This window comes from Shivajiella indica (assembly GCF_042683085.1).
Taxonomy (GTDB): domain Bacteria; phylum Bacteroidota; class Bacteroidia; order Cytophagales; family Cyclobacteriaceae; genus Shivajiella; species Shivajiella indica.
On sequence record NZ_JBHUIV010000016.1, the window covers coordinates 565472 to 585126 of the forward strand.

At 38.2% G+C, this 19655-nt stretch carries 13 protein-coding genes, 3 tRNA genes, 1 pseudogene and 1 CRISPR repeat array; of the genes and pseudogenes, 5 read left to right on the forward strand and 12 right to left on the reverse strand.

Annotated elements, in window-relative coordinates:
• Nucleotides 1–80: 80 nt before the first annotated feature.
• The 5 genes from tuf to ACFSKV_RS11965 form a co-directional block, all read right to left on the reverse strand.
• Nucleotides 81–1268 carry an elongation factor Tu gene (gene tuf / locus ACFSKV_RS11945; protein ID WP_380802916.1) on the reverse strand — a complete coding sequence of 396 codons (1188 nt, stop codon included), beginning with the start codon at nt 1266–1268 and terminating at the stop codon, nt 81–83.
• 60 nt (nt 1269–1328) lie between these two features.
• A tRNA-Thr gene (locus ACFSKV_RS11950) sits at nt 1329–1400 on the reverse strand.
• 31 nt (nt 1401–1431) lie between these two features.
• Nucleotides 1432–1504 (reverse strand) — tRNA-Gly (locus tag ACFSKV_RS11955).
• Between the two features lie 53 nt (nt 1505–1557).
• Nucleotides 1558–1640, reverse strand: a tRNA-Tyr gene (locus tag ACFSKV_RS11960).
• A gap of 154 nt (nt 1641–1794) precedes the next feature.
• On the reverse strand, nt 1795–4395 hold the full coding sequence (locus ACFSKV_RS11965) for a M1 family aminopeptidase (protein ID WP_380802919.1): 2601 nt from the start codon (nt 4393–4395) through the stop codon (nt 1795–1797).
• 50 nt (nt 4396–4445) lie between these two features.
• Here ACFSKV_RS11965 and ACFSKV_RS11970 point away from each other — a divergent pair, with 50 nt between their 5' ends.
• The 4 genes and pseudogenes from ACFSKV_RS11970 to ACFSKV_RS11985 all read left to right on the forward strand — a co-directional run.
• A complete protein-coding gene (locus tag ACFSKV_RS11970; RefSeq protein WP_380802921.1) occupies nt 4446–4940 on the forward strand; it encodes an acyl-CoA carboxylase biotin carboxyl carrier protein subunit in 495 nt (164 codons plus the stop codon).
• 100 nt (nt 4941–5040) lie between these two features.
• A complete protein-coding gene (pyrH, locus tag ACFSKV_RS11975; protein WP_380802923.1) occupies nt 5041–5751 on the forward strand; it encodes a UMP kinase in 711 nt (236 codons plus the stop codon).
• A gap of 12 nt (nt 5752–5763) precedes the next feature.
• Entirely contained in the window at nt 5764–6324 is a 561-nt protein-coding gene (frr, locus tag ACFSKV_RS11980) for a ribosome recycling factor (protein WP_380802925.1), read from the forward strand.
• Between the two features lie 117 nt (nt 6325–6441).
• Nucleotides 6442–6921 (forward strand): annotated as a pseudogene (locus ACFSKV_RS11985) (sugar O-acetyltransferase); the annotation flags it as partial.
• A gap of 69 nt (nt 6922–6990) precedes the next feature.
• A CRISPR array of direct repeats spans nt 6991–8932; the repeat unit is 46 nt; unit sequence GTTGTGAATTGCTTTCAAAATGGTATCTTCCTATGGGAATCACAGC.
• 129 nt (nt 8933–9061) lie between these two features.
• Here ACFSKV_RS11985 and cas2 read toward each other — a convergent pair.
• The 6 genes from cas2 to ACFSKV_RS12020 form a co-directional block, all read right to left on the reverse strand.
• On the reverse strand, nt 9062–9409 hold the full coding sequence (cas2, locus tag ACFSKV_RS11995) for a CRISPR-associated endonuclease Cas2 (RefSeq protein ID WP_380802933.1): 348 nt from the start codon (nt 9407–9409) through the stop codon (nt 9062–9064).
• On the reverse strand, nt 9402–10298 hold the full coding sequence (cas1, locus tag ACFSKV_RS12000; protein WP_380802935.1) for a type II CRISPR-associated endonuclease Cas1: 897 nt from the start codon (nt 10296–10298) through the stop codon (nt 9402–9404). Before cas1 ends, cas2 begins: the two co-directional genes overlap by 8 nt.
• Before the next feature lie 58 nt (nt 10299–10356).
• Nucleotides 10357–10941: a transposase gene (locus ACFSKV_RS12005; RefSeq protein ID WP_380802938.1), complete on the reverse strand. Its 585-nt coding sequence runs from the start codon at nt 10939–10941 to the stop codon at nt 10357–10359.
• Between the two features lie 197 nt (nt 10942–11138).
• Entirely contained in the window at nt 11139–15266 is a 4128-nt protein-coding gene (gene cas9, locus ACFSKV_RS12010) for a type II CRISPR RNA-guided endonuclease Cas9 (protein ID WP_380802941.1), read from the reverse strand.
• A gap of 302 nt (nt 15267–15568) precedes the next feature.
• Nucleotides 15569–16360: a purine-nucleoside phosphorylase gene (locus ACFSKV_RS12015; RefSeq protein ID WP_380802943.1), complete on the reverse strand. Its 792-nt coding sequence runs from the start codon at nt 16358–16360 to the stop codon at nt 15569–15571.
• A 149-nt stretch (nt 16361–16509) separates the two neighbouring features.
• Nucleotides 16510–17352 (reverse strand): purine-nucleoside phosphorylase, encoded by an 843-nt coding sequence (locus tag ACFSKV_RS12020; protein WP_380802945.1) that lies wholly within the window; start codon nt 17350–17352, stop codon nt 16510–16512.
• 120 nt (nt 17353–17472) lie between these two features.
• Between ACFSKV_RS12020 and ACFSKV_RS12025 the strand changes: the two genes are divergently transcribed.
• Nucleotides 17473–17997 carry an NADPH-dependent FMN reductase gene (locus ACFSKV_RS12025; protein WP_380802948.1) on the forward strand — a complete coding sequence of 175 codons (525 nt, stop codon included), beginning with the start codon at nt 17473–17475 and terminating at the stop codon, nt 17995–17997.
• Between the two features lie 3 nt (nt 17998–18000).
• On the opposite strand, the gene ftsZ is transcribed toward ACFSKV_RS12025, so the two are convergent.
• Complete coding sequence (gene ftsZ / locus ACFSKV_RS12030; protein WP_380802950.1) at nt 18001–19632, reverse strand: cell division protein FtsZ; 1632 nt, start codon at nt 19630–19632, stop codon at nt 18001–18003.
• Between the last annotated feature and the right edge of the window lie 23 nt (nt 19633–19655).

Here is a 19655-nt window from a genome sequence, read left to right on the forward strand (position 1 = left end):
TAGTTAGAAATGGATTAAGAAACAAATGCGATCCTGAAAATTATTCAGGATCGCATCTTGGTTTATATTAATCTCAATGATTAGTCAAGAATTTCAGTTACCTGACCGGCACCTACTGTTCTACCACCTTCACGGATAGCGAAACGTAGACCTTTTTCAAGGGCAACTGCATTCAACAAGTTCACCTCGATAGTAACGTTATCACCTGGCATAACCATTTCCACATTCTCAGGAAGTTTGATTTCACCGGTTACGTCAGTAGTTCTCAAATAGAACTGAGGACGATACTTATTAAAGAATGGCGTATGACGTCCACCTTCTTCTTTTGAAAGAACGTAAACTTCAGCTTTGAAGTGAGCATGAGGCTTCACAGATCCAGGCTTACAGATAATCATACCTCTTCTGATCTGAGATTTTTCAATACCTCTCAACAACAAACCAACGTTATCACCTGCTTCACCTCTGTCAAGGATTTTACGGAACATCTCAACACCTGTAACTGTTGATTTCAAGCCTTGAGCTCCCATACCAATGATATCAACAGGATCACCTGAATTGATAACACCTCTTTCGATTCTACCTGTTGCAACAGTACCACGACCTGTGATAGAGAATACGTCTTCAACTGGCATCAAGAAATCTTTGTCGATCAGACGCTCAGGTAGTGGAATATGCTCATCAACAGCGTTCATCAATTCCATTACGGTAGCTTCCCACTTAGCTTCACCGTTAAGTGCACCAAGAGCGGAACCAGCGATTACTGGAATGTTGTCACCGTCGAAATCATAGAAAGAAAGCAATTCTCTTACTTCCATTTCAACAAGCTCAAGAAGCTCAGGATCGTCGACCATGTCAACTTTATTCAAAAATACTACCAGAGCAGGTACACCAACCTGACGGGCAAGAAGGATGTGCTCTCTGGTTTGAGGCATTGGGCCGTCAGTAGCAGCCACCACTAGGATAGCGCCATCCATCTGAGCAGCACCAGTAACCATGTTCTTCACATAGTCAGCGTGACCTGGACAGTCTACGTGCGCGTAGTGTCTCTTTTCAGTCTGATACTCTACGTGAGAAGTGTTGATAGTGATACCTCTTTCTTTTTCTTCTGGAGCGTTGTCGATAGAAGAGAAATCTCTTAATTCAGAAAGACCTTTTTTGGCCAATACTGTAGTAATGGCAGCAGTCAAAGTTGTCTTTCCATGGTCTACGTGACCAATCGTACCGATGTTTACGTGCGGTTTGGAACGGTCAAAGGTTGCTTTTGCCATGCGTGAAAATCCTCTGTTTTAGTTAAAGATATGAATTAGTTAAATTTTTCAATGTTTCAGAGCCAACGACGGGATTTGAACCCGTGACCCCTTCCTTACCAAGGAAGTACTCTACCCCTGAGCTACGTCGGCTGATAACATTATTATGCCATAAAAAGCATAGAGCGGGAGACGAGGCTCGAACCCGCGACCTGCAGCTTGGAAGGCTGCCGCTCTACCAACTGAGCTACTCCCGCTTTTTAATCTTTACGCAAATTATAATTATCAACCTGCGTCTATATATTTTTAGTGGGGGAAACAGGATTCGAACCTGTGAAGACATAAGTCAACGGATTTACAGTCCGTCCCAGTTGGCCGCTTTGGTATTCCCCCAACTGAGTTTTTGTTAAGATTTTCGAAGAATTTCCCCTTTTTGATTCCTTAACGGATGGCAAAATTATACCCTTTTCCTAAACATTCAAAATAAAGGCAAAAATTTTCAAAGTATTTTTTACGACATCATATTAATTCCATAAAAATCAAGTGTTTAATTTTCTTCAAGATAGGTAGAAAGGAAAAATTCCAGGTACCTCTTAGCCATTTCGTCCTGTTCTTGATTCCATATTTCCTTGGCTTTTTCCAATACTCCTTCCTTTTCTATAAAACCAAACAATCCCATAAATGCGGCAATTCGCACATAATTAGCCTTATGATCCCTGGCAATCCGGTACAGTTTGTCAATGGCTTCATCATCACCCCCAGACGGCATCTTAACAAAATAGTCCCCATAATATCCCAAAAAATAATAAAGAGATTGACCTGACATTATATCCAATTTCTCATTGAACCAATCTCCCTTTCCTCCGATTTCATCCCTGATATAATAATCAGCCAATGCAACCACCATTCTTATGTTTTTTTCAGACTCAAATCGCTGGGCTATTTCCGCTTTATTGAGGTTTTCATCATTCTCTAGATAAGCTGCTAAAGCCGTACCCGCAACATAATAAGATGGATCGTTCATCCACCGCAAAAATGCAGGGGAATATTTTTCGGAATCAATTAGCGCCAAAAGTTCGATAGCACCCAATCGGACAGAGTTTTTGGGATCATTTTCCGCCATTTCAAATAACGTGCTTTCCAAACCATCAATGGCCAATAACCAAGCCGGATTTTTGGCTATATTCATTAAGGCCAACTCCCTGATTGCCCAAAATTCATCCTCCAGCCCTTTACCTACCAAAGCAGCCACATCAATATCCTCCGCAAACATCGCTGCCAGACTGTCAAGTGCCTCATACCTTGCCACTCCAAGCTCCGATGTTCTGAATTGATTGATGAAATGATTTTTGCCCCTGAAAGACCTTTTTACAGCCAAAAGTTCTACAGCTTCATCCATATATAATTCAGATACCACCTGCTGATTTTCTATGGCAAATTGCTGCCATGCTTTTTCAAGGACCAACTCCTTCTCATAACGCTTTCCTTCACTATACCAACTGACCTTAAAAGGAATCTTATATAACGGTGTGGTGGTGAAATCCTGCCTTTGGGCAACGGTCAACAACAGATTATCCGGCTGGCTGTAATCCACTTCATATTCTAGAATAGGATGGCCCGAAGCCAAAAACCATTGATTGAAATACCAGTTCAGGTCCAACCCCGTCACCTCCTCAAATGCTATCCTTAAATCATGGACCTCCACACTTTGAAATGCATGCTTTTTCAGGTAATGATTGAGCGATGCAAAAAATGCTTCATCACCAATGTGCCTTCTAAGCATATGTAATATCCTACCGCCCTTGGCGTAAGAGTGACTATCAAACATGTCCTCCCCTTCCTCATAATAAAATCGGATCAGGTCCACTTGCTTTTCTTTGGCCTCCTCTAGGTATTGTTCCATTTCTGACACATGGTGAAGGTCCGCCTCGTCTTTTCCTTCTTTGTATTCATACCAAAGATATTCTGAGTAATTGGCAAATGCCTCGTTCAAGGTCAGGTTTGACCAAGATTCATTGGTAACCAGATTCCCAAACCATTGATGAAAAAGTTCATGGGCAATTATTCCATCCCACTCAGAATCTATAGCCTCCCTTTCATTTAGGTTCAACTCTTCCATAAATACTGAAATGGTCGTATTCTCCATTGCCCCTGAGACAAAATCACGTACTACTACTTGGTCATATTTCTGCCAGGGATACCTGACGCCCAAGAGGTCCGAGAAAAAGCTGATCATTTCAGGTGTGTTTTGAAAAACTTTCCTGGCCCCTTGCTCATACTCCTTTTCTACATAATAATTGACCTGCATCCCATCCCATTCATCTTCAATCTCCACATATTCCCCCACTACCACTGCAGCCAGGTAGGGGGCGTGGGGCAAATCCATTACCCAGTGGTCAGTCCTTGAGCCATCTTCATTCTCCTTACTGGATTTGAGCAAGCCGTTACTGATGGTTCTATATTTGGCATCTACGGTTAATTTAATCTCCTGTGTTGCTCTTTCATTGGGGGAATCAATAGTTGGAAACCACTTGGAGTTGTGTTCGGTCTCACCTTGTGTCCAAATCTGGGTAGGTTTGTATTTTTCTTCCCCACTCGCGTTGATAAAATATAATCCCTTTGTATCCGTAATTGCTTTGCTTCCGGGTTTTACATTTTCATTTGGCTTGGCAGTATATTTTATCCTTACCTGAAGAGTATCAGTTGACAAATAAGTCCTAGGCAAATATGCTGTAACCTTCTTTCCGTCATACCGGAAATTAAGGGGAGTATCCGACTCTCCTGTAATTATAGAGAAACCATGGATATCAAAATCCCTGGCATCTAGAATCAATTCTTTTTGGGGGAAGAAGTACGGCTTAAGGGTAAGATTTGCAAGACCCTCAACCTGCTCCTTTTGGAAATCAAAAGAAAGTTCAAGATCAGTATGCAGCAGATCAAAATCTCTTCTCCTGGTTTCTTGGTAGCCTGAAATTTGCGCTTCCAAAAAAGGGATCAGTTCCGGTCTTTCACTGACTTCCTCCTGAGTTTGTTCAGGCAACTCACTGTCTTCCCTTTCCACTTCGGATATTACAGTTTTGGAGCTTTGACAGGACCATAACAGGATGGCTAAAAATGTCAAAAGGGCTTTGGGTTTATCCAATCTCATGAAAATGGTTTTTAAATTTTTATCCTATATCTTAGCGCAAAATAAAAGAAATGTATTCAGTAAACATTAAAAATTCTGTTTTTCAGGTTGAAAAGTCCAAAGAAAAGACTCTGGTCGATGGAGAAATAATGGATTGGAACCTTTCTAAAATCAGCGAGCGACATTTTCATGTGCTTTATAAAGGACAGTCTTTGAACCTGGAAGTTGTCAGTGTGGATGCCGAAGCCAAGACAGTCAAACTGAAATTAAACAATAAACCCTGCGACATCCAGCTGAAGGACAAATTTGATCTTTTGCTTGAAAAGCTGGGCATGAATATCTCTCAGCAACATGCAGCAAAAGAAATCAAAGCACCAATGCCGGGTTTGATTTTCGATATCAAAGTAAAAGTTGGAGATGAGGTAAAAAAAGGAGATCCTGTGCTGATTTTGGAAGCTATGAAAATGGAAAACATCCTTAAATCCCCTGGGGATGGCCTGGTCAAAACCATCAAAATAAAAAAAGGGGACAGTGTGGAAAAAAATCAAGTTTTAATTCAATTTTAAACTGAAGGTTTTCAGTTTTTATAGGGAAGGGTTTATATTTGTCGGATTTAAAAATCAAGAAAATCAAAAACAAACCCTTTTTCTAATAGCGGTACCTATAATGAAATACAACAGAATATTACTTAAACTGAGCGGAGAGGCATTGATGGGTGAGAAGAATTACGGAATTGATTCCAACAGACTGGAACAATATGCGCAGGAAATCAAAAAAGTGAAAGACCTTGGTGTGGAGATCGCAATTGTAATAGGTGGAGGTAATATTTTTAGGGGTGTACAGGCCGAGAAAACAGGAATTGACAGGGTTCAGGGTGATTACATGGGTATGCTGGCCACCCTTATCAACGCTATGGCACTGCAAAGCTCACTAGAACAACATGGCATGTATACCCGTCTGATGTCCGGTATAAAAGTGGAAAGTGTATGCGAACCCTTTATACGAAGAAGGGCCATCCGTCACCTTGAAAAAGGTAGAATAGTAATATTCGGAGCAGGAATCGGGAATCCTTATTTTACCACTGACTCTACCGCAAGTTTGAGAGCGATAGAAATCGAGGCAGATGTGGTTTTGAAGGGGACGAGAGTCGATGGAGTGTACACAGCAGATCCTGAAAAAGATAAAACAGCCACAAAATACAGCTTGTTGTCATTCCAAGAGGCCTATGAAAAAAACCTCAATATTATGGATATGACGGCATTTACACTTTGCCAGGAAAACAATTTACCAATTGTGGTATTTGACATGAACAGACCTGGCAACCTGCAAAAAATCGTAGCAGGAGAAGATATAGGAACCTTAATTACTTCAAAATAATCCAGAAAGATCATGGAGGAAATTCAATTATACCTGGACGAAGCGAAAGAGATGATGCAAAAAGCAGTCAATCATACTGCTTCAGAACTGGTCAAAATCAGGGCTGGAAAGGCCATGCCCAATTTATTGGATGGCATTATGGTTGCCTATTACGGAGCTCCCACTCCCTTACAGCAAGTGGCTTCAGTGACTACTCCTGATGCCAGGACGCTGACCATTAAACCCTGGGAGAGAAATTTGATTTCTGAAATTGAAAGATCCATCATCAATTCAGATTTGGGTCTTGCTCCACAAAACAACGGTGAGGTGATCATATTGACTATTCCACCTTTGACTGAAGAAAGAAGGAAAAATCTGGTAAAACAGGCCAAACAGGAGTGTGAATCAGGTAAAGTTTCTATCAGGACCATCAGAAAAGACACCAATGACTCCCTCAGGAAACTTCAAAAAGAAGGTGCTTCTGAGGATGAAATCAAAAGGGCTGAGGATACCGTTCAAAAATTGACCGATCAATATTCCTCAAAAGTCGATGATCTTTTGGTGAAGAAGGAAGCCGAGATCATGACAGTTTAAGTCTCTACAAAAAGTTCAACCATTGATCCTTTCAGGAAATTTATCTTGAAAGGATTTTTTTTAACTCTTCCAATTCAACAAAATAGGCTGAATATGCAATTGTCAGAAAAACAGAAAATGTTGGCAGGAGAGCCTTACAATAGCCGGGATCCGGAACTTTTGGAGAGATATCATGTTGCCAGAAAATTGCTTCTAGAGTTCAATCATATGGATTCCAGGAATTTGGAAAGGAAATCAGCCATATTAGGATCCCTTTTGGGAGAGGTGGGAGAAGGGGTCTGGATCGAGGCACCATTTTATTGTGATTATGGGGAGAATATCCGTATTGGGAAGAACTCCTTTTTGAATTTTAATTGTCTTTTGCTGGATGACAATTTGATCAGCATAGGAAAAAATGCGCTAATTGGCCCAAATGTGCAGATTTATACTGCCGGACATCCGTTATCTGCCAAAGATAGAATCATTGCAGATCCGGAGGAGAGGTACCTGACCCTTTCTAAACCTGTGAGTATTGGTGATAATGTTTGGATAGGAGGCAACACCTTAATCATGCCAGGGGTAAATATCGGGAGCAATGTCACCATAGGGGCGGGTTCCATCGTCACCAAGGACATTCCGGATAATAGTCTGGCTATAGGGAATCCTTGTAGGGTGGTGAGGGAGATTTAGTGAAATTGCTTTCAAAATGGTATCTTCCTATGGGAATCACAGCTATCAATCTATTTTTCAACTTCAACCTTCAGTTGTGAATTGCTTTCAAAATGGTATCTTCCTATGGGAATCACAGCCAAGAGGTATAAGTTGGGCAATGCAACGGAGTTGTGAATTGCTTTCAAAATGGTATCTTCCTATGGGAATCACAGCCATGGTCAATGGATTAATTTTAAGAAGTGGTTGTGAATTGCTTTCAAAATGGTATCTTCCTATGGGAATCACAGCTATATAGACCACTGCTTAAGAATGATCAAGTTGTGAATTGCTTTCAAAATGGTATCTTCCTATGGGAATCACAGCATCAGAAAGTTTTTTTTTGCACCGTAGCGGGTTGTGAATTGCTTTCAAAATGGTATCTTCCTATGGGAATCACAGCTTTTATTATCTGCTTTCTGAGGAAAAGCATGTTGTGAATTGCTTTCAAAATGGTATCTTCCTATGGGAATCACAGCCAATCCTGAAGGTTATGGAGGAACGGCTAAGTTGTGAATTGCTTTCAAAATGGTATCTTCCTATGGGAATCACAGCTGTCATTTATAAAACTTTAAATTCTGGTTAGTTGTGAATTGCTTTCAAAATGGTATCTTCCTATGGGAATCACAGCATATGGTAAAAGCCATTAAAATACTTTTGGGTTGTGAATTGCTTTCAAAATGGTATCTTCCTATGGGAATCACAGCTAATTACAGTGCCACCAGTTCTTTGAATTGGTTGTGAATTGCTTTCAAAATGGTATCTTCCTATGGGAATCACAGCCTGGAAGAAATCCTGAAAAACGATATGGTAGTTGTGAATTGCTTTCAAAATGGTATCTTCCTATGGGAATCACAGCCCGCTGACCAGTAGCTGAAGGAAGGTGTGCGTTGTGAATTGCTTTCAAAATGGTATCTTCCTATGGGAATCACAGCACAGTCAGGTAAAAAGCGAGTCTTACGAGCGTTGTGAATTGCTTTCAAAATGGTATCTTCCTATGGGAATCACAGCATTTATTGTTTTTACGATAAACATTGAATTGTTGTGAATTGCTTTCAAAATGGTATCTTCCTATGGGAATCACAGCTGATGAATATAGCAATGAATGGTGTAATAGTTGTGAATTGCTTTCAAAATGGTATCTTCCTATGGGAATCACAGCGACCGTAACATCCTATTGATAGGAATAACAGTTGTGAATTGCTTTCAAAATGGTATCTTCCTATGGGAATCACAGCTTAAAAAGCCAAAAAATAATCAATTTAATGGTTGTGAATTGCTTTCAAAATGGTATCTTCCTATGGGAATCACAGCGATGAAGTTACAAGAATCTTTTGCTCCTGGTTGTGAATTGCTTTCAAAATGGTATCTTCCTATGGGAATCACAGCAACATATAATTCGGCAAATGGAGGGCTGAAGTTGTGAATTGCTTTCAAAATGGTATCTTCCTATGGGAATCACAGCCTAGATTGTGAGATATTCGAGGAATCACAAGTTGTGAATTGCTTTCAAAATGGTATCTTCCTATGGGAATCACAGCCATTTAAGCAATGGTAATCAGAGAGGATAGGTTGTGAATTGCTTTCAAAATGGTATCTTCCTATGGGAATCACAGCTTTTGTTTCATTTTTCCTAAGGGTTTTAATGTTGTGAATTGCTTTCAAAATGGTATCTTCCTATGGGAATCACAGCAAGTGTGAATTCACAAAGATTGGCAAACATGTTGTGAATTGCTTTCAAAATGGTATCTTCCTATGGGAATCACAGCCGTTATTGCCGGATTATTAATTGCCACGCCGTTGTGAATTGCTTTCAAAATGGTATCTTCCTATGGGAATCACAGCAGGCCGAACATGATGCTCTTAGCTATGCCGGTTGTGAATTGCTTTCAAAATGGTATCTTCCTATGGGAATCACAGCATACCCCACGCTAAGTGGCTGGTATGCTGTTTTTTATGTTATAAAATAGAAAATTTTAAATCGGGGAAATTTGTGTGGTAAGATTTCAGACCTGTCAGGTTTTGAAAACCTGACAGGTCTGAACAAATTTCAAAACAACTCCAACTGCTGAGTAGGTGGCTCCGTTTCCTGAGGCTTGGTCCCATAAAAAATTTCCATCATCCCAAACTGCTTATCAGTTATTGCCATGATTCCAACTTTTCCTTTGGGAGGTAAATTTTTCTTAGTTCTTTTGATATGAACATCAGCATTTTCCCTACTGGCACAAAAACGCATATAAATCGAAAACTGAAACATAGCAAAACCATCGTCCAACAGTTTTTTTCGGAAAGAAGTGGCGATTTTTCTATCCTTGCGGGTTTCGGTGGGGAGGTCAAAAAAAACTAAGACCCACAAACTCCTATACTGGTTAAGTCTTGAAAAATATTTTTCATCCATATTCCGGGTAAATAATTTTCCTACTGATCCCGGCAAAGCATTCAAACAAAGATGCTGTTGTCCGGGAAGCAGCTACCATCAAAGGGCTCTTTTGTCCATCAATTTTGACATCCAAGGCAGGAATACTCAAGAGTTCTTTCTTCAGTTCTGTTGTCAGCTCTGAATAATCATCTTGGGTTTCAACAATATGAGAAACTACCAAATCCACATATGGGCGATAGGGTTCCATAATATCATCTGCCAAACAATAGGCATTGTATTTATTCCTATGCCAAATCCCTACACCAGGAAGCATACCTGAAGAAACTAACGCCCTTGCTATAACAGCTCTTAATATCGCATACCCGTAATTGAGTAAATTATTAGGAGGCATTCCTGCCTGTGTCCTATTAAAATCAGGTATATCAAATAATTCCTGCCAGTAAATAGCTGCTGCCTGGGCTTCATGATTACCAGAATCTCCGGAATTAACATTTTTATAGAGGTATTCCATTCTTTTTGATACCTTCCCCTTTTCCTGTAAAAGTGTGTATTGGTTTTTGATCTTAGCAGTAACTGTTTGCTGCCAAAGGTTCTTTTTAAGTGGCTGGGAAGCCTCTAGCTGATACCTTACCCTTTCAGTTTGTTCTGAATGGCCTTGCATGGGTAGCAGTAAGCCCTCAGGTAGATGCTGTGCATTGCAGGAAACGATTGCTACTTTCCTATCGGTTAGTTTTGCTAAAAGTCCGTTGGTGATAGTTATCTGCTGGTTTTCCAACACGATCATCCCCAAATCTTCAATGGGAACGGTCCTGTCTTCTTTATCTGTCTCTGGGAAACTGATATACAACTGCTCGTTTTTGGTGCTGAGGTAGGCGGGATTACCGAAGAAGAGGGTTCTTTTGATCATGTTTTTTAAGTTTAAAGACCTGACAGGTTTTTGAAACCTGTCAGGTCTAAGCTAGGCCCTACTCCAAATCTTTATTCATCAACCATTCCTTTTTCATTTCCATCATTTGTTGCACATGTTCCCAGCCGTCAAAGAAATTAGTTAAATAAGTTCTATTAAGATTTGAAGGTTTATTGGGATTTTGGTAAGCATACCAACTCGACCATTTCCAATATTGATAATTTTTGACAAAACCATGCTTGACTGGATTGAGGTGAATATAAAGGAAGGTTTCCTGCCATTGGCGCTCTTCTAGGATAGGGGTTCTTTTGAAGGCCCTGATAAACAGATTCCCTTTTCTTTCATACCTTTTATTAATGGCTTTGGTGTATGAATTGAAAAAGTCCGTAAATCCTTTAATTGCAGGATTATTTGAAGGATGCTTGATCAGACCTGTCAGGTTTTCAAAACCTGACAGGTCTGATCGAACCCCTACCAACAAATGAAAATGATTCGGCATAAGGCAAAAGGCATAGGTATCCACCACTTCTCCTAGGTACTTTTGATATTGTTGAAGAAAGAACCTATAGTTTTCCTCCTCCCTGAAAATATTCTCAGTTCCATTGGCGTGGTTGTAGATATGGTAGGATTGGCCTGGTTCCATTCTTTTATTTTAGTTTAATCTAGTAAAAACCTTTTCCAAAGTTTTTAACTTTGGAATAGGTAATAACAGGTATCTACCACTTCACCGAGGTACTTTTGATATTGTTAAAGGAAGAATCTATAGTTTTACTCCGCCCTGAAAATATTCTCAGTTCCGTTGGCGTGGTTGTAGATATCATAAGATTGTCCTAATTGCATTTAAAACTTTAATTTAATCTCGCCATCTAATCCAAAAACAAAGTCCTTCCCTTCTATTGCAAAATTATAATTTGAAGGAGTCAGTAGTAATCTCGGAGCAATAAAATCAGGAATAAAAGAAGAAAAACCATCTTTACCCTTTGTGCCAAAAACATCTTTAGGAAAGTCAATAGAAAGCTTTTGATCATCTCTACCCTCCAAGTGATGTTGGAACTGAATTTTACTTTGATTTGCATCCGCCAGCTTTTTAACAAAATAAAGCCGATGAGATAACTCATTATTTTCTAATCCTACTAGTTCTTTTATTTCTGAATAAAAGATCAAAACTTTTTGCCCCACTTGGAATACATGATATAAATCAACCTCTTCTTGATTTTTTCCTGAACCAATCTTTATTCTTTTTTCAAAAAGATCTTCAAGTTTGTAACTATCATTTAACTTTCCAACTTTAGATGCTTCAAAAAGATTGATTGGTACTATCTTTCTATGGTGGGTTCCTTTATAATACCCAAAAGCATAATTATCGCCGGAATTGGTGTAATAGGTGTTCTTGTAATCATATTTAGACTTATAGGTCTGCTCCTTTAGCTCTGTTACATTATCCGCATCAAGAAATCCCCTACCTGCTTTGACCCTTACTCTAATTCTTCTAATAATTTTACCATTAAAATCTCTCAACTCTGAAAGTGAGATGCCAGCATCAATTTGATTTTTAATGTGCATTTTTAAATATGGGTCAACTATAACATCTTTATCTATTTTTAAATCAGTTATTGGCTTTCTTCCAACTACCCACATTTCATCCTTACCATTAACTTGATTGTATAGGAATTTCCCATCAATATCTCTTTGAGGTGAACCGTTTTCATTTCTTTGAACAGCTTTGATTTTTCCATAAAAAGTATCCAAATGAAGTTGTCCTCTAACAGAATCACCCGTTGCTACTTTTGGGACTTTTTCCCCTTTTTCATCATGAATCAAATTTCCATTTTTATCCCTTAACCATACAATTCTACCTCTTTTCCTGACTAATTTTTTACCAGGGGAAAATGCTTGATCTTTGTTAGGAATATTATTAATAAGAATTTTTTCTTTTATGCCATCTAACATGTGATGACCAAACCCCTCAAACGGAGTAATTGGATAATCTTTAAACAGGTTGTTTTCAATATCCAAAAAGTATTTTTTTAGAATCGCTTCTCTTTCAGCCGCTTTGGGTATCAAAGTCAATACGGCAGCATCAATTGCATGATGATAATGCTTACCTCTATCCTTTACTTCTTCTTTTGGTTGAACACCATAAATCTTTCTAAATAAAGAGGTTACGGTTCCTTTTTGAACATCAACCCTATTAAATACTGTTTTCAAATAATGAAAGGCATATTTAGCAATTAATTGGCTATCTATTAATTGGCTATTTTTAAAACCACTTGGCACATCTTTTCTTGTGAATCTATCAAGTTTATTTTTCCAATAATCCAATTCCATTTGAAGCATGTGCTTTCTCCGAATAGCATCATCTTTTGACGTCTTATCTATTGCTCCTCTTGACTTTGATTTCGCTACTTCAATTTGTTTATATAAAGAATCCACTCTTTTCTCCCAATCAATTAATTGCGGTTTTATTGCTTTACCCTCAGAGGTATCTTTATCATAATTTGGAAGTTCAACTGGTAATTTATTCTTTTTTACATCCGTATTATACTTGGAGTAACATACTGTTAAATTTGCGAGAGAATTATCAAATGATTTACTCCGAGGAATTGTATGTTCGAAGTGAATAATATTTTTATCAAATAATTTTGTTAGAGGGATCAATTCTCCTGTATACATACATTTACAGCCTTGTTCTTTCCAAAGTCTAAATTTTTTCACATCATCTTTGGTAGCAAGAATTTCTTTCCAAAACTCATTAGGGTCTGGACTTTGTTCTGTCCAAAGCCTTAGTTTCTCTCTATCTGTTTGATTATCTGGGTCTGCATTACCCCTAAAGTCTGGATCTTTAATTAATTGAGAAATCGCAAATGCAATTTCTCTATTTTCATTCTCCCTATTTCTTTGATAGGTTTCTATTGCCCATCTTTTGTTAGCATCATTTAAGTCACGTGACACTTCAACCACTATCCTAGTATCTTCATTAATTTTGCCGTCTTTAATTAGATGGTTTATTACTTTCCTCAATTCAAATAGCGTTTTATATGCCATTGGATTTTTGAATGATCCAGTTTTTGGACTAGGAAGGTATAAGTTTCCATCATCAGCTCTTTTTGCTGGTGTGTAAATATCTACCTGAGATGGATGATAAAGCTTTTTTAGTTCTTTAGGATCAATATGAAATTCATCCTTTAGAATTTCTTTTATGTAGTCAAGTAAATGCGGACTAGAAAAATGCTTTCTATCCTGTGATTTAAAAAACTCTTGATATAAAGCTTTTATGTTATTTATGTAATACTCTTTTTCAGACTCTTTATTCCAAGATTCTTCACCAAAGTGCGCCAAAATTGATTTATGAACATCATTAAAATCATCTTGATCAAGGACATATTTAGGATTTCTATAACCTTGCTTATAATCAGATAAGTGGTAGTCTGAAATTAATTTATTAACAATTGAAATCACCTTTTTTTGTCTCCTATTTTCTTCAATTGAATCAGCAATTCTTTTTTTAATAAAATCCTCGTTTTCTTTGAATTTACCCATTCCAATAACCTCTGGAACTTTTGCAAGCAAAACAGCCTCTGTATAAATCAATCCTTCCCTTAAAAAAGGCAAAATACTATTTATCGCTTTAAGGCTTAAGGAAGCATACCCAACAGGTAAAGAGTTCCACAAGGAGTTCAATTCCTTTAATTGACCTTCATTGAAATCAAAATTCTCTTTAAAAAAATCTTCTAAAATTTCCTCATCTTCAAACGAAAATAGAATGTGCCAAATATCATTAATTGAATAAGAAACTTCTTTCCATTTACCATATTTAAAAATCGACTTAGTATGTTGGAAATCTTTCCAATCCTCTCCGAACAAAGATTTAAGTCGAGCTGAAACAGGACAAGCAGGAACGGTTGTATCATCCTTAAAATTCAGCTTTAATTTCTTATTAGTGATTTTTTGAAGATGTTTATTAATTTGAAGAAACTTAAAATCATTTTTACCTTTTAAGAAAAATTTCTCTTTGTATAACTCTTCTTTAAGATTCAAAGGTAAAGGTTCCGACTTTCCAGTTTCTGGATCAAAATACTTTATATTATTCAAAAAACTCCATGCTCTGAATTCCTCAAACAATGGGTGACTTATTGGACATCTTGGCTTTTGAGGCTCTAAAGTACATTTACCAACCAAACCCTTTTGAGATCTTAAAGGTCTCTGAAAGAATATTGCTTTTTTTAAATCTTCTTTAAATTGTAAATCTTCCAGATTCTGAACATGAAAAATAACATCAACTTCTTTCTCGTAATCAGATCTAAGGGTATATCGATTTCTAATTCTTACTCCTTCATCTTCTAAAAAAGCAAATGCCCCTCCTAATGTTTTATGATCTTCCAAAAGCTGCTCATATTCATTTCTACCAATAGTACCAGTTTCTGAACTTCCTTTGTAAACAGCTACTTTATCATTAGAACCATTCTTTCGACTACTTTTGAAACCTCGTCTTTGAGCAATATGAAAAAGTGCTCTACCAATCTTATACCTATTTATTTCAATAGATAAATCTTGGATAGAATTTACTAACTCTCTCCTTAACTGATATGGGCTTGAATAATCCGGTTTCCCATCTTGATCGAAATCCAATTTTAACCATTTTTGAAAGGCATCATCTTCGACAGGAAATTTCCTACCCTCACTTTTAGAATATTTTCTCCATTTATCAAGTTTTTCAATATTCAGTGGGCAATAACCATTATTAATCAAACTTTCAAGAGTAGCCCAAATTCGATACCTCCGTGCATTATATAATCTTCTTGATGATCTATTGGAGGTTCTTTCAGCTGCAAATGAATATTCTCCTGCTTTCCCCTCACCAATACCTTTTTTAAAAGTATAAACCCCAAACCAAGGAAATTGCTTTCCTTCTCTAAGTGTTGCTCCAATAGAATTTGTTCCTAAATCAATCCCAAAAATTTGTTCCATTATTTTTTATTTTTACATTTGAAATGAAAGACAATTCACAACAAGGCTATAAGCCGAAGATTTCTCAGCCCTGCATACTTCTGTAGGGCTATTATTTTTTTTTAAGTTGTTGAAATCATTAACCCGATTTTTATTATCGTCTTTTTTTAAAGCTTCGATTTTCAAAATACCCCTAACTAATTAATAAAAAAATACCCTGTACAGGGTATTTTTGAATTTTGGACAGATTTTGTCTGAAAAAATTGTACTTAAACCAAAAAATGCTAAATTTTTCCTCTATTACAGGTTTTAAAATTGTCTATTCAAACGATCCCCTTCACCAATCTCACCAGTTTCTCTCCTGCCCTGTTGGCCACTTCTACTACTTCTTGATGGGTAAATTCCTTTTTCACTTTTGGAATACTTTCATTGGTGATGACTGAAAAAGCGATCACTTTCATACCCATATGGTGGGCGGCAATGATCTCAGATACGGTACTCATCCCAACGGCATCCCCTCCAATGATCCTGAGATACCGTATTTCGGCTTTGGTTTCCAGTTTTGGTCCCTGAAGGCCTACATATACTCCAGTCCTCAAATCAATATTCATATCCTTTGCAATGTTTTTAGCCTTTTCGGTCCAACCCAAATCAAAAGGCTCGCTCATATCAGGAAATCTCGGCCCTAGATTATCCTCATTTTTTCCCCTTAAAGGATTATCAGGCATTAGGCTGATGATATCTTCAATTAGCATCAAATCCCCGGCCTCAAATTCGGGATTCAGTCCTCCGGCAGCATTGGTAACAATAAGTCTTTCAATTCCCAACAATTTCATCACCCGAACAGGAAAAACTACTTCATTGAGAGAATAACCTTCATAATAATGAAACCTTCCGCTCATTGCTAAGACTGGCAGTTTGTTCAAGTAACCAAAAATCAACTGTCCACTATGTCCTTCCACGGTTGAAACCGGAAATTGGGGAATCTTTTCATAGGGAATGCTTACCTGTCCCTCCAATTCATTGACAAGTCCACCCAAACCAGAACCCAAAATAATTGCCACTCCCGGTATTTCCGGAAGGAATTCACTTATAAAATCAACCGTTTCCTGCACGATCTATCCTAATTAATTCTTCGACATTAAACTTTCAAACTTGGCTTTTGAATTTTAAAGCTTGCAGTTTGGAACCCACCTGAACATCAGACAGGTTTGAATAATTGGTATTTGGTAATTGGTAATTGGTAATTGGTAATTGGTAATTTTTAATTGTTAATTTCCCTCACCAATTCCCTGATAATCAAACTCATTCCTGGCTCCGCTTTTGCAGCCCCGGCCAATACTTCCTCTAACTTAACTTTTTTAATTTTCCCAGGGTAACAAAGATCTGTTATGGCTGAAATGGCAAAAACCGGCACTTCCATATGCCGCGCCACGATTACTTCCGGTATGGTACTCATCCCAATGGCATCGCCTCCAATGGTTCTCAGGTATTTGTATTCTGCTTTGGTCTCTAAGTTGGGTCCTTGTACTGCTGCATATACTCCCTGGTGGATTTTAAGTTTATTATCTTTTGCAATTTGTAGACCTTTTTCAACCAAGGAGAGGTCATATGGTTCGGACATATCAGGAAACCTTACCCCATATTGGTTGAGGTTCTTTCCCCGCAAAGGATTTTCAGGGAATAAATCAATATGATCATTGATAATCATCAGATCCCCGATTTCGTATTCAGGATTTAATCCCCCAGCTGCATTGGATACAAAAAGGTATTGGATACCAAGCTTCTTCATCACCCTGACAGGAAATGTCACTTCTTTCATGGAGTATCCCTCATAATAATGAAACCTGCCCTGCATAGCCACCACGGATTTTCCTGAAAGTTGGCCTACGATCAATTTTCCTTTATGGCTTTCCACGGTTGAAATTGGAAAAAAAGGAATTTCCTCATAAGGAATTTCAAGTTTGATTTCAATGTTATTGATCAATTGGCCCAGGCCAGTACCTAGGATGATACCGAACTGAAGTGGTTGGTCATAAAGTTGATGAATATATTCAAAAGCATAATCTATTTTGTCTTCGTAAGAAATATTGGCTTCCTCTCTCATAAAACTAAAATTTGTCCTAAGGTAATCATTTAGGGTTTTACCACATAAATTTTAAACAAAATGGAAACTTATTGACTTTTTCCTTTGTAATAGATTGCATAAAAGAAGAAGCCGCCAACAATGATCAAGATAATAGTCGGTACCAACCGAAAAAATTCCATTTCCAATACCCTTGCAGAACTTTACCAAGACATATTACAACAATTGGGATCACCATCTGAAATTTTAAAATTAGAAGACCTTCCCCATGATTTCGTATTCTCGGCACTTTATGATAAAAACGGTAAGAACCCGGAGTACAATGAATTTCATAAAAAGGTTCGAGAGGGAAATAAATTTGTATTTATCGTCCCGGAATATAATGGCTCATTTCCCGGAGTCCTAAAAGCATTTATTGATGGTATGACTTATCCCAATTCTTTTAGAAATAAAAAATGCGCATTGGTAGGGATTTCATCTGGAATAGGCGGGGGTGGCATCGCATTGAGCCACCTCACCGACATCTTCCACTATCTGGGGATGCATGTACTGGCCCTCAAACCTAAATTAGCTAAGATTGAGGAAAATATGTCAGATAACCTGCTCACCAACAGGCTGTACATGGACTTGCTCCATACCCAGGCGGAAATGTTGATTAACTTTTAGGAGTTAATCAACATTATCATGTAAAAACCTATTGTTTTTCAAAAACTCATTTTCATCTGTCAGGTTAAACCTGGAGATGCTTCTCTCTGAACTGTGCTGCACTTCAGATAATTTAACCTGCTTTCTGATGTAAGCCGGAGTTTCCAATTTCTCCTTATATTCTTCTGGATTTTGGTTATAAGACTTCAGGTTTTTAAGTCTTTCAAAACGTTCATACGCTTTCGAAATAGCCTTTTGTCTTAGTTGCTCGTAATAATCGTTGCTATGGGCCGACCCGGCATCTTCTTTCCTTTCTTCCGCTTTTGGAAGTACAGGTTGTTCGTCTTTCTCAACCGGAAGTTCATGGACCACTCTCATAGTTTCAGGTTTGACAGGTACAAACTCAAACTCTGAATGTTCAGATTCGGCCTCTTCAAAATCATCTTCTTTGGATTTTACTTCCTCAGGTGCTTCCCCAAAAACAATCTTGTTATCATTTGCAGGAGTAAAAACAGGTTTTTGGAAAGTAAAAGTAAAAGTTTGTCCTGCTTCTGAAATGGCATCTTCATCTACCTTAGAGGTCTTTCCGGACTCCAGGTCAATCACTTTTTTTATGGAATCAGATTCTTCTTTTTCAACCACAGGCTCAGACTTTTTTACAGGAGTATGGTTTGTCCCCTGTAGTTTATCCATAGCAAAGCCAGTGGCAATGACAGTGACTCTAATTCCTTTATCCAGTTCGGAGTCTATACCCTGACCGAAAATCACCTCTGCATCATCACCAGCTCTTTCCTGGATATATTCAGTGATTTCGCTCAATTCGTCCATGGACAACTCATCTTCTTCACCGGACATAATAGATAGCAATATTTTCTGGGCGCCTTTGATGTCCACATTATTCAATAATGGTGAGGCAATAGCTTTTTCAGCTGCTCTGATAGCCCGGCCTTCTCCCTCTTCAGTTGCAGATCCCATCACTGCCGCACCAGCGTCCTTCATGACAGTTTTGACGTCCTCAAAATCCACATTGACATCTTGATGGACGGTAATGATTTCAGCGATTGACTTTGCAGCAGTGGTCAGCACATTATCCGCTTTGGCAAAAGCAGAACGTATAGCCAAGTTACCATAAATTTCTCTCAGCTTGTCATTCAAAATAACCAACACTGTATCACAATTGACCCTCAATTCTTCTATACCCTGCTGTGCTGCCAACATTTTCTTCCTGCCCTCAAAAACAAAGGGAGCGGTAACTATTCCCACTGTTAGGATATCCATATCCTTTGCAATTTTGGCAATGACTGGTGCCGCACCGGTTCCGGTACCTCCACCCATACCAGCAGTGATAAAAACCATTTTAGTTTTATCGGAAAGTAACTCCCTAATATCTTCCTTGCTTTCAAGGGCTGCATTCTTTCCTTTTTCAGGATTGGCTCCTGCTCCCAGTCCTTCAGTCAGGTTGGCACCCAGCTGTAACCTCAAAGGTACAGGACTACTTTTCAAAGCCTGTGCATCTGTGTTGACAACCACAAACTCCACATCTTTAATTCCTTGATTGTACATGTGGTTGACCGCATTGGAACCACCTCCTCCAACTCCAATTACCTTAATGATGGATTTTTGGTTTTTTGGAAGATCAAATCTGTAATCTTTCATGTTATCTGACATTTAAAATTTAT